General features: G+C 59.0%; 11 protein-coding genes. 8 read left to right on the forward strand and 3 right to left on the reverse strand.

The genetic code is table 11. The annotated features are described in order from the left end of the window. The first annotated feature begins 26 nt into the window (after positions 1-26). Entirely contained in the window at positions 27-1,640 is a 1,614-nt protein-coding gene (locus tag QS713_RS02015) for a DUF3152 domain-containing protein (RefSeq protein WP_313272039.1), read from the forward strand. A 108-nt stretch (positions 1,641-1,748) separates the two neighbouring features. On the opposite strand, the gene QS713_RS02020 is transcribed toward QS713_RS02015, so the two are convergent. Further along, positions 1,749-2,789 (reverse strand): alcohol dehydrogenase catalytic domain-containing protein, encoded by a 1,041-nt coding sequence (locus tag QS713_RS02020; RefSeq protein ID WP_313272041.1) that lies wholly within the window; start codon positions 2,787-2,789, stop codon positions 1,749-1,751. Positions 2,790-2,821: 32 nt separating this feature from the next. Here QS713_RS02020 and QS713_RS02025 point away from each other — a divergent pair, with 32 nt between their 5' ends. The 6 genes from QS713_RS02025 (at position 2,822) to QS713_RS02050 (ending at position 8,106) form a co-directional block, all read left to right on the forward strand. Next, positions 2,822-4,552: a dihydroxyacetone kinase family protein gene (locus QS713_RS02025; protein ID WP_313272044.1), complete on the forward strand. Its 1,731-nt coding sequence runs from the start codon at positions 2,822-2,824 to the stop codon at positions 4,550-4,552. A gap of 182 nt (positions 4,553-4,734) precedes the next feature. Continuing rightward, positions 4,735-5,226 carry a hypothetical protein gene (locus QS713_RS02030; protein ID WP_313272046.1) on the forward strand — a complete coding sequence of 164 codons (492 nt, stop codon included), beginning with the start codon at positions 4,735-4,737 and terminating at the stop codon, positions 5,224-5,226. Further along, positions 5,227-5,442, forward strand: coding sequence for a hypothetical protein (locus QS713_RS02035; RefSeq protein WP_313272048.1), 216 nt, complete (start codon positions 5,227-5,229; stop codon positions 5,440-5,442). Next, entirely contained in the window at positions 5,439-6,398 is a 960-nt protein-coding gene (nrdF, locus tag QS713_RS02040; protein ID WP_102216498.1) for a class 1b ribonucleoside-diphosphate reductase subunit beta, read from the forward strand. The genes QS713_RS02035 and nrdF overlap by 4 nt, the downstream gene beginning before the upstream one ends. A 228-nt stretch (positions 6,399-6,626) precedes the next feature. Then, complete coding sequence (locus QS713_RS02045; RefSeq protein WP_313272050.1) at positions 6,627-7,154, forward strand: low molecular weight protein-tyrosine-phosphatase; 528 nt, start codon at positions 6,627-6,629, stop codon at positions 7,152-7,154. A gap of 133 nt (positions 7,155-7,287) precedes the next feature. Further along, positions 7,288-8,106: a hemagglutinin gene (locus QS713_RS02050; protein WP_313272052.1), complete on the forward strand. Its 819-nt coding sequence runs from the start codon at positions 7,288-7,290 to the stop codon at positions 8,104-8,106. 76 nt (positions 8,107-8,182) lie between these two features. Here QS713_RS02050 and QS713_RS02055 read toward each other — a convergent pair whose 3' ends face one another. Further along, positions 8,183-8,725 (reverse strand): phosphoribosyltransferase, encoded by a 543-nt coding sequence (locus tag QS713_RS02055; protein WP_102216495.1) that lies wholly within the window; start codon positions 8,723-8,725, stop codon positions 8,183-8,185. Positions 8,726-8,895: 170 nt separating this feature from the next. Here QS713_RS02055 and QS713_RS02060 point away from each other — a divergent pair, with 170 nt between their 5' ends. Further along, positions 8,896-10,335 carry a L,D-transpeptidase family protein gene (locus tag QS713_RS02060; protein WP_313272054.1) on the forward strand — a complete coding sequence of 480 codons (1,440 nt, stop codon included), beginning with the start codon at positions 8,896-8,898 and terminating at the stop codon, positions 10,333-10,335. 157 nt (positions 10,336-10,492) lie between these two features. Here the strand turns inward: QS713_RS02060 and QS713_RS02065 are convergent, their stop codons facing one another. Beyond that, positions 10,493-11,620, reverse strand: a complete 1,128-nt coding sequence (locus tag QS713_RS02065; protein ID WP_313272056.1) for an aldose 1-epimerase — start codon at positions 11,618-11,620, stop codon at positions 10,493-10,495. Between the last annotated feature and the right edge of the window lie 81 nt (positions 11,621-11,701).

Below are 11,701 nucleotides of genomic sequence, written 5' to 3' on the forward strand. Positions count from 1 at the left end.
AAAGGGAGGCGGGATAATAGGGGGTTATGGGACAGAAGTTGCTGAAGCGAATGCAGGTGGCGTGCACAGCACTAGTCCTACCCTTTTTCGCCGTCACCCCGGCAGTACCCGCATTTGCCGCGCCCACAGCTCAGCCCACTACGGAAGTGACTGAAAACGGGACGGCACTGGTGCGGTACGATGATGACCCAACAGAAATGTCCGTGGCTTCGGCGTCGCGCCAGTTCGGTAAGCACGCGGACTCCGTCTACCTGGTTAACCCCTACGACGTGGACTCTGTGCTGCCCATCGCGGCCGCAAGTCACAGTGAACAACCCGGCCCCGTCCTATACGTGAACGCAGATGGCACGCTACCAGAAAGCGTGCGCGACGAAGTGGGGCGCCTATCACCAACCCGCGTGGTAGCCGTGGGTGGGCAAGCACTCGTGTCCGTGGGCGCGTTAGAAACCGCAGCGGGAGCAGCGCAAGAATCCCTCAAAACGTCCGGGTCAAAAGCAGCGGTGCAAACCGAGCAGTGGGCCGCGCCAACCCCGCAGGAACTTTCCGTTAAGATCGCGCAAGCACTGTTCCCCTCAGGCGCTAAAACCGCCTACCTAGTGGACGCCACCGGTACGGACGCGTCGGTGTATGCGAGCCTGGCTGCCTCAATGGGGGACGGGCCCGTGCTGCTAGTAGACCCCGCTAACCCAGACGCGGTAATGGGAACGCTGGACACACTGAAACCGCGCATCACCGTGGCTGTAGGTGGGTTAGATTCGAAAACCTGGACCAAAGTTTCTGGCAAACACCCGGGCAACCAACTGCTGGGCGGATCCATCGACGCGGTCGCATTAAACGCTGCGTCCGCCCGCACGGTTCCCCGCTCCAGTGCAGTAGTGGCGGCGTCCGCGGACGACCCCGCTTCAATGCTCATCGCAGCCCAGAACGCGCGCGGACCATTCCTCCCGCTGGCTACTGGAACCACGGTTTCAAACGCCAGCAAACTAGTTTCAACTGCGAACACCCTCAGCGGCGCCAGTGCCGGCCGGTTCATTGCCTACGGTAAAACCGGCAGTGGAGACCGCGTGTTCGCGGCACCCGAATCAAAAACGCTAGCCGGGGGCCTTACATCAATAGACGTTAAGAACCGGGGAACGGGCGCGCTGCTGACCGTGTCCCCACCAGCTGGGTTAAAGTCCACTAAAGGTAAAGACTTCACATACGTTCTGCAGGTCGAAGATGGGCTGCCGGTAGACAGCGCGCAGTTCGCCACCGAAGTGGCGCAGACTCTTAACGACCCGCGTGGATGGGGACGGAACTTCAAACAGGTGCGGCAAAAAGGGGACACCACACTCGTTTTAGCGTCACCGAAAAAAGTAGACGAACTCTGCGCCCCCCTAGACACTGCGGGCGAAACATCGTGCCACAACGGTAACGTAACCGTCATCAACATTGACCGCTGGGTCGGTGGTGCGCAAGAGTTCCTCCGCGCTGGCGGCACCGTGCAGCAGTACCGCCAGTACGTGCTTAACCACGAAATGGGCCACGCCATCGGCTACGGACACCAGCAGTGTCTAACCGCCGGCGCCCTCGCCCCCGTCATGATGCAACAGACCCTCCACATGCAAGCCTGCCGCCCCAACCCGTGGCCCAAACCGTAGACAAACCCGCCGGCACGCGCAGCACAATGCTGCAAACCGTAGGTAACCACGCCGGCACGCGAAGTACAACGCTGCAAACCGTAGGTAACCACGCCGCTCAGACCGCGGTTACGGAATCACCGCGATTTTCACGCCTTTACGCGCGCGCACGGCCTCATAAGCATCATGAATATCTGCAAGCGGATACTGGTGCGTGACGATTTCGTCAACGGCAATCACGCCCGATTCCAGTAGGGCAACAGCTCGCGCAACGTCGCGTCGACGCGCATTCGAACCACCCGTCACCTGCAGCTCCTTGTAGTGAATCAAATTCGGTTCCATCACCGACGTGGAGCCCTTAGGGAAACCCGCGAAATAGTTAACCCGCCCACCGGGGTGCGCCAACTCCAACGCATCGTTCGCTAAATCCACCGCCCCAATACAGACCACCACCACGTCCGCACCCATACCAGCCGTGCGGGCCTGAACCTCATGCGGTAAATCATCTGGATGCACCCCAACACCACCAAGACGCTCCACGGTGGCGCGGCGCTCAGAACCGCGGTTAGACACAATCACCTGCGCCGCCCCCTGCAGTAGGGCCAACTGCAAATGCAGCAACCCGATTGGCCCGGCCCCCAAAATCACGACGGTGTCACCCGCGTGAACCCGATACTGATCTAAACCATTCAAGCAGCACGAAATCGGTTCCGACAAACACAGAGCCTTCGGGGTTAGCCGCTTGGTTGTGGGGAACAGGTTGCCGCGCGCAACCGCCCGGGCCGGTACCCGCAGGTACTCTTCTAACCCACCATCCAACGCGTACCCAAACAGCGTCAGGTTAGAACACAGCTGCTCGCGGTCGTGCAAACAATTCGTGCAGTAACCGCACGAAACCACAATCGAAATAGTGGCCTGGTCCCCTACCTTCAAGTCGGGGTAGTACTGCTCAACGCCCTCCCCGATTTCGCAAACACTGCCCGCAACCTCATGGCCCGGCACAACGCCAGCCCGCACTCCCGAGGTTTTCGCCCCCGTGAACAGGCGGTAATCCGTGCCGCACAGCGTGTTCGCCTCAACTTTCAAAACCACTTCACCGGGCCCAGCGGTTGGCTGATCTTTATTAACCAACTGTAAATCGTGGGGAGCGTTCAAAACTGCGGCGCGCATAGTACCTCTTTCGAATCAAGTTGCTTAATATAGTGTACGTCACAGAAAACGTGTTGGCTTACGACGAAGGTGCGGTAATGACAGTCCTAATGAACGATCCCGAAGAATTTCCAAAAGAATCACTTGAGGGGTTCGCAGACGCATTCCATAAATGGGTTAAACCCGTCTACGGGGGCGTGGTGCGGTCAACGAAAGTGGATGAGGGGAAAGTAGCGGTAGTGGTTGGTGGTGGGTCTGGTCATTACCCCGCGTTCGCCGGCTGGGTTGGCCCCGGTTTCGCAGACGGCGCGGTGGCGGGCAACATTTTCTCTTCCCCCTCTGGCGCGCAGGCGTACGCGGTGGCGAAAGCCGCAGACCGGGGAGCGGGCGTACTAATCGGGTTCGGTAACTACGCGGGCGACGTACTGCACTTCGGGCAAGCGATAGAACGTTTACGCGGGGAGGGGGTGGACGCCCGGGCGCTCGCGGTCACGGACGATATCGCTTCCGCACCAACGGACGAGCATTTGAAAAGGCGGGGGATCGCCGGGGACCTCCCGGTGTTTAAAGTGACGTGCGCGGCCGCGGAAGATGGGTTGAATATTGACCAGGTGCAGGCCGTGTTCAACAAGGTGAATGACCGCACCCGCTCGTTTGGGGTGGCGTTCTCTGGCTGCACGCTACCGGGCGCGGGGGAACCCTTGTTTAGTTTGGACCCGGGCGTGATGGGCGTTGGGTTGGGAATCCATGGGGAACCGGGGATTCATGACGCGCCCCTGGGGTCGTCGGACGAGGTTGCGAAACTTCTAGTTGATGGCTTGTTAGCAGACCGGCCTGAGGGGGCGGGGAGCCGGGTGGTCGCGATTGTCAACGGTTTGGGCGATACGAAGTACGAGGAATTGTTCGTGCTCTACCGCGAAATTGCCCGGCGCCTGCGGGGCGCGGACCTGGAGATTGTGGACGCGGAGGTCGGGGAGTTCGTCACGTCGTTGGACATGGCGGGCTGCTCGTTAACACTGGTGTGGGCCGATGAGCAGATTGAACGCTACTGGGCAGCGGCGTGTGACACGCCGGCGTACCGCAAGGGGAACTTACAACCCGTGGAGGCCGACACCACGGTGCTTGCCACACAGCCTGAAGCCGTGCAGGTGACCCGCGAAGGTTCGGCCTCGTCACAAGAAACCGCTGGCCGCGTGGTTTACGTGTTAGAGCAGGTAGCGGCCCTCATGCGAGAAAAAGAGGACGAACTTGGGCACATTGACGCGGTGGCGGGTGATGGTGACCACGGAATCGGGATGGCGCGCGGGTCGAAAGCCGCCGCTGTGGAAGCTAAACGCCTAGCGGAGCAGCGCGGTGGGGTGGCTACGGTGCTGGCGGGTGCGGGTGACGCGTGGTCGGCAGCAGCCGGAGGTACGTCAGGAGCCCTGTGGGGCGCTTTAATCACGGCGTTCGGAGCTACGTTGGGCGACGAGGATGCGCCGGATTCAGATGCTTACACGCGTGCGGCCGCGGCGGCGCTCGAGGCCGTGCAGCGCCTGGGCGGCGCGCAAGTGGGGGATAAGACGATGGTGGATGCGTTGGCCCCCGCGGTGGAAGAGCTGCAATCTGGGCACACTTGGACGCAAGCCGCGCAGGCAGCCCGTTCAGGGGCGGAGCAAACAAAGGATATTGTTGCGAAACTTGGGCGCGCCCGTCCGCTGGGTGAGAAGTCGCTTGGCACCCCCGATGCTGGGGCGGTTTCGCTGACCATGATTCTTGAGGTACTAGCCCAGCACCTCGCGTAAAAAAGCGCGGGCAGACGCTGCCCCCTCCGAACCCGCCCGCGGGCGAACCCTGCTCTTTCTCGTACCCGCCCGCGGGCGAAGCTCGCCTTTTCCCTAACCTGCCCTCTTGTGAACCAGGGGTTAAGAATGTGGGCGTACCAATCTAAACTGTGGGTAGGGGCAGTTGGATGGAAGGTGAAGCCATGAAGCAAGTAACGACGTGTTGTAAAAAAACACATGACTTTTTTGAACGCTACCCGGCGGAGTCGAATGCGGCAGTCGCGGGTTTGTCAACGTTCGCGTGGTACGCACTGCCGGACGTAACTGGTTCGTCTGTGACCCGGTTTTTTGTTAAGTCGGGTATTGTAGCGGCAGCTGGGTACTATGCTGCACATTTGCCTGAGGGTGCGCGGCGGTGGCAGGAATCTAAAGAAGACGCTAAGCATTTGTTCGAAGACACCGCGTTGGCGCAGTTACCACTGGCAGCGCAGATCGCGCTTTGCGCCGGGGTGATTGGTGCGGGAATCTACGTGAACTCTTTGACGGAACGGTGGCTGCTGCACCGCGGGGAACGCAAAGCACGCCAGGGCAAAAAACTGCCGCACGTGAAGCAGGCAGTGGTGTTGGCTGCGCTCGCGGGGGCCGTAACGTACGCTAGCGCGAAGACCCGGCAAACCTTGGGCACGCGCGGTTAGGTGCGGTTTACCGCTAGGGCACGCGGCCCAGCTTACGACCCGGCCCGCGGCCCAGCCTACTACCCGGACTGCGGCCCGGCTTACTACCCGGTCCGCGGCCCAGCGGGCGTAAAACGCTCGTTGGCTCGCTTGGGTTCTTACGTGATGGTTTGGGTTCTTGCGCGGTCGTTCGGGTGTGGGAAGATGGTTTGGTTGATGTTGAAGGAGGAAGCGTGACGGAACCGGTTTTTGAGGCGATTAACTGGAATGCGATTGAGGACGACAAAGACCTTGAGGTGTGGGATCGGCTGACGGGTAATTTCTGGTTGCCAGAGAAGATTCCGTTGTCGAATGATATTCCCTCGTGGAAGACGTTAACTGATGATGAGAAAACAATGACGAACCGCGTTTTCACGGGCCTCACGCTGCTGGATACGCTGCAGGGTACAGTGGGTGCGATTTCGCTTATCCCAGATTCCCGTACGCCGCATGAGGAGGCGGTGTACACGAATATTGCGTTCATGGAGTCTGTGCATGCGAAGTCTTATTCGTCGATTTTCTCTACCCTGCTTTCCACCGAGGAGATTAACGAGTCTTTCCGCTGGTCGCGAGAGAATAAGCAGTTGCAGCAGAAGGCGGAGATCATCTTGTCTTACTACGAGGGGGATGATCCGCTGAAGAAGAAGGTGGCTTCGACAATGTTGGAGTCGTTCTTGTTCTACTCTGGTTTTTACGCCCCGATGTACTGGTCTGCGCATGCGAAGCTTACGAATACTGCGGACCTGATTCGCCTGATTATTCGCGATGAGGCTGTGCACGGCTACTACATTGGCTACAAGTATCAGATGGGGTTGCGGGATGCTTCGCAGAAGCGTCGCGATGAGCTGAAGGATTACACGTTCACCCTGTTGGATGACCTGTATGACAACGAGGAGGAGTACACGGAAGACCTGTACGATCCACTTGGTTTGAGTGAGGACGTGAAGAAGTTCTTGCGTTACAACGCGAACAAGGCGTTGATGAATTTGGGTTATGAGGCGTTGTTCCCCGCGGATTCTGTGGACGTGAACCCCGCGATTTTGGCGGCCCTGTCGCCGAACGCGGATGAGAACCACGATTTCTTCTCGGGCTCCGGTTCCTCCTACGTGATCGGGGAGATTGAGGACACGGAAGACGAGGACTGGGACTTCTAACACTCCGATACCGCTGAGAGCCTGGGTCTGCGCTAGACCCGGGTTTTCCCATGTGCACGCGCGTCAACCACTGTGTCCCACGCGGTTTCCCATGCACACGCGCGTCAACGACCGCTACCCACCTGTTTTCCCATTCGCAGGCGTGGCAACGCCCCCCCTACCCGGGTTTTCGGTGAGTCTTCTTACCCTGGGTTCTGTCGCTACTGCGCGTCGGGTAGGCTTGGGGCCATGGTTTACAAGGTTTTGATGGTGTGTACGGGTAATATTTGCCGGTCTGTTATGGCGCAGGTGGTGTTGCGCGACCGCTTGGAGGCCCGTGGCGTATCTGCACAGGTGGATTCGGCAGGTATTTCCGATGAGGAACATGGCGGGCCGATTGATAGGCGGGCTGCCCGAACGTTGCGGGACGCCGATTACGATGTGCCAGATCACCATGCGCACCAGGTGCAACCCCAGGAGGTAGAGGAGTACGACCTGATCCTCGCGATGACTACAGGCCACTACAAGCAGGTGGAGCGGCTCGCGCAGATGGTTGACGTGAAGGTTACAAAGGACGGTCCAGTGGGTGATCCTTCGGTGGTGGACTTGCGCATGTTCCGCTCCTTTGACCCAGCGGTGGGCGAGCACGCACCGTCTTACGAGTTGGATGTGCCGGACCCGTGGTATGGCACGCAGGAGGATTTCGAAACCACGTTAGACACGATTGAAAGCGCTGTTGACGCAATAGCGGACCATGTCGAAGCCGCCTCGAAGTAAACGCCCAGCGCGCACGCGGCGAACGGAACCAGCGCGTTCAAACCGCAGAAGCCGCGCGTCTGGAACCAATCGCGGTCGAAACACGCGCAGCAATCCACATGCCGGCCCTGCGGTGGGGCGGGGGCCGGATTCGGTGTATTTACCGTTCATTATTGTGGCTGCGATTGTGGTGCTGGCGGTGTTCGCGGTCGTTCAGATCGCAACGCCGCGCGCCCCTAAGCCACAGGCGGAGCCAGAACCTACCCTACCGCCGGTGAGTGCGGAAGGTTTTGATGCGGGCAATATTATTTCCGATGAGGTATTTTTCAACCCTCAAGCTATGACGGAAAAGCAAGTGGCGGATTTTATTGCCAAGTGGAATAAAGGGTGCCGCACCGGCGCAGAAGGTACCGCGTGTTTAGCGAAGTACGTGGAGGATTCTCCATCTTGGGGTGCGAACGAGTACTGTGTAAAACCGTTTGCGGGCAAGAAGCATGATTCTGCGGCTGCGATTATTTATAAGGCCGCGCAGGCGTGTGACGTGAACCCGCAGGCATTACTGGTGACGTTGCAGAAGGAGCAGGGGTTGATCACGGCGTCGGGCACGGATTTGACGCCGGCGCGGTATCAGATCGCGATGGGGTACGGGTGTCCGGACCACACGAACTGTAACCCAGAGGATTATGGGTTTGCCCGGCAAGTATACGGGGCGGCCCGGCAGTTTAAGATGTACCGGGCGCACCCGCAGAAATACAATGTGAAAGCGGGGCAGAATAACCAGATTGCGTACGACGTGGACCCGGATTGTGGGTTCGGGGTCGTGTACGTGCAGAACCAGGCGACCGCTGGGTTGTATAACTACACGCCTTACCAGCCGTCCCCACAAGCATTATCTGGCCGGGGTGGTAAGTGCACCACGTGGGGGAACTTGAACTTCTACGCGTTCTACAAAGCGTGGTTCAACCCGCAGTAGCTAAGCGTGGTTCAACCCGCAGTAATCCTGCGCCGCACCCGCCCCCAACTGGGCGGTTAGATCTGAAGCTGGCCTGTTACGCCTGGTCTGGTTTGATGACCGGCAGGGTAGACCAGGGGAAGTTAATCCACTTGTCCGTCTTGGCCCACACGTAGTCGGGTTTAATGATGGAGCGGGATTTCTCGTAGATAACGCAGCTGCGTGCATCCACGGTGATGGTGGATTTTCCGTCTAACGATAAGCCGTCTTGGTTGATGAGGTCCATGACCATCTTCAGGGTTTTCCCGGAGTCCGCGACGTCGTCCACAACGAGCACGTTCTTGTCGTTCAGTTCGGACACGTCCATCAGAGGGGGTAGTAGAACGGGTTCGGGGAGGGTTTCTGCGATGTCGGTGTAGAACTCTACGTTCATGGTGCCGATCGCTTTTAGCCCCATGGCGTAAGAAAGTGCGCCGGCGGGAAGGAGTCCGCCGCGGGCCACGGCGACGATCAGGTCGGGCATCCATCCGCTGTTAACGATTTGTGCTGCGAGTTCGCGCGCGGCCCCTCCGAAACCGTCCCAGGTGAGGATTTCGCGGTCTGGTTGTTTATCTGAGGTGGCGCCGTCATCAAAAGCCATAAAACACTCCCATATAGACTGATTCTTCGATTCTAAACCACTCGTGAACTTAAACACGAACTAGGCGTGATTTTGGCTTATTCATGGGATTCGGCGTGGAAATCAAATACCATGGGGTGTGCACATCGGTCGTCCCCTTAATATGCGGATCCTTAAAGTGTGGAGGTTTAATGGTGCGAACCGCGGCTTCTAAACGTTGGCTATGGATTGTGGTGGCCGCGCTGGTGGCTTTACTGGCGTTGGCTGCGGGTGGAATCTGGTATGGGTCCCACTATGCAAACCGCGCGCTCCCACGCACCCACGTGGGGAGTGTGGACGTGGCGGGCATGAACCGGGCACAACTGAAGTCGCTGCTGCAGCAAAAAAATGAGCAGTCACAAGTGTCAGTGCAGACACCGGACGGGAAGTTCGTGGCTAACCTCAACAAGATTGGTACGCCAATCAACGTGGATGACACGATTAAGAAGGTGCTTGAACCGAACCGGTCGGTGGGTGCGCGGTTTAAAGCGTTGTTCTCGGCCCGCACTGTGGATCCGGTGGTGTCGCCCAATTTGGATGCGACCCAAGATTTTGTGTTATCCATTTTGCCTGAGGGGATTGAGCAAGCTAAGAATGCGCAGGTGGTGCGCGCAGACGATGGGAAGGGTTTCTCGGTTAAACCCGGCCAGGTTGGCCGCACGTTAGACACGAAGGCGTTGGTTGCGGCAGGTAAGAAAGCAGCGTTGTCACTGCAGTCTGGGTCGGTGAAAGCGGCTTACGAGGATCGCGAGCCGGACATCACGGATGCGGACGCGCAGCAGCTGGCGGATAAAGCGATGGAGTTGTCGCAAACGAATGTGCAGATTAAGTACGAGGACGAGTCCATTGTTCCCAGTATTTCGCGGCGCACCGAGTGGGTGGACCTCAAGCCAAGTGGGGAGAAGGCGCTGAAGCTGAACGCGGAAGCGGTTAGTAAGTGGGTGCAGAAGGCGGCGGACGATTACGTTAACCAGGAACCTCAAAATGGGCAACGGAGGGTTAATAAGGACGGCAAGGTAATTCAGACGGTGTCGCAGCCGCAAGAGGGCCGTTCGGTTAACAATGTGGATAAGGTCGCGGCGGATATGATGCAGGCGATCGAGGCTGGTAAGGATTACGAGGGGGCGTTCACCGCGAAAACCACGGAGGCGAAGTGGGATGAGAAAGTGGTGGCGCCGGCAGCGGAGTCTTTGTACTACAAGGCATCTGATGGGGAGAAGTGGATAGATATTAACCTGTCTAACTTCACTGTCACGGCGTTTAATGGGGGGACGCCGGAGATCGGGCCGATCCCAATGGTGCCGGGCGCGCCGGGTTGGGAAACGGTTACGGGCATTCACCGGATCTACTTGAAGTATCCGACACAGACGATGCGGGGAACTGACTTCGACGGGTCGGAGTATGAGACGCCGGGGGTACCGTCGGTAATGTACTTCTCGGGCAACTACGCTCTTCATGGCGCGCCGTGGCGCGGCTCGTTCGGATACGCAGGGTCCGCTGGTTCGCACGGATGCGTGAACCTACCGGTGGGGTCGGCCGCGCAACTGTACGAGTGGGCTCCGATGGGTACCGTCGTGGCCTCTCACTACTAAGCACCCGGTTTGCCACCGGGCGCCATCGCGGCCTGCCATTACTAAGCGAACTGTTTTGAACGAGCTGTTTCCCAACGGGCGCCATCGCGGCCTGCCACCACCAAGCAAGCTGTTTTGAACGAGCTGTTTCCCAACGGGCACGAAGGCCCCCACGGGTTTAGTCCGCGTTGTTTGTTGCGTGTACGCGGATGTTTAGTGCCCTCGTGTGCCCGGGCTGTAGTTGCAGAGCGTCAGCGAGTTCTGGGCGGTTGAACGCGTTGGGGATAAACTGGCACGGTTCCATTGCCACACTTTGGTAGGGGCCGCGTTTAAGCCCCGCCCCGGTGTAGAGGTGGTAGTTCCCCTCACCCACGCCGGTAGGTAGGTCCGCCTGCACGGTCACCGTCCGCCGCCCAGTGGTTAGCTGCGCGGAACACATCCCGTCACTATCTGGTATCAGCCCGGTTACCGCCTGGTCCCACTCAGCCGAAAGCGTGCCTTGTGCAGCGCGGCCTTCTGTTCCGACGCCGCTTTCTTGCCTTGCGGCGCAGTCTTTTTCGGCGCTGCTATCTTCCTCAGCCGAGTGGTCTGGCCCAGCGCCGGCGTTTTGAGGGGAGCGGTGCCGCTTTGCATCAGTCTGAAAACGTCCCCTCAAGCCGGGTGCTTCAAGTGCCGTGTACGCGGCTGCGGCATCTAGGGGGATGAGTTTCGCGTCGGTGCTAACCAGGTACTTGCCGGGCACGTCGATGCGTGGGGCGGATTGTGGGTCTTGCCCAATCGTCTCCTCCAGCAGGAAGTACGGGTGCCACCCGAGCGCTACCGGTACTGCTTGCTCGCCTACGTTTGTGGCCGCGATTTTTACGTGCAGTTTGTTCGCGGTTTCTAACGTGTAGGTCACCGTGATGTCGAGCGCACCCGGGTACGCGTTTGAAGGTTCTAGGTGATATGTGAACACTACGCTCCGGCCGGATTCGTCTGCGCGCGCAATGAAAGGCGCTTCGAACACGAGGCCGTGCAGCCCCGTTTCCCCATCGGGAATTGTGGGCGCGGGCGCGGGGTACGTGGTGCCACTCGAGTCTGCCCACTTCCCGTTTTCAAGGCGGTTCGACCAGGGGGCGAGCACCGCACACCGAAATCCGTCCAGCGTGGACTGTTCCACGTCACTCACGTACCCGTCCACAATCTGTTCGCCATCCACCACCCAGTTGCGTAGCGTCGCGCCCCGCGCATTAATAGTTGCGTACGAATCGCCGAGTTTAATCGTGTGCGTTTGCGCAAAAGTACCTTGTGTTTCGGACATCGACATTGCATGACCCCTTATAGGTGGCTTCTTAACACTAGCTTTACTAGTTTACCGATTCCGCACGGCCTTATTCTTCACGGACTT

This window comes from Gleimia hominis (assembly GCF_032085515.1).
In the GTDB taxonomy this organism is placed as follows: Bacteria; Actinomycetota; Actinomycetes; order Actinomycetales; family Actinomycetaceae; genus Gleimia; species Gleimia hominis.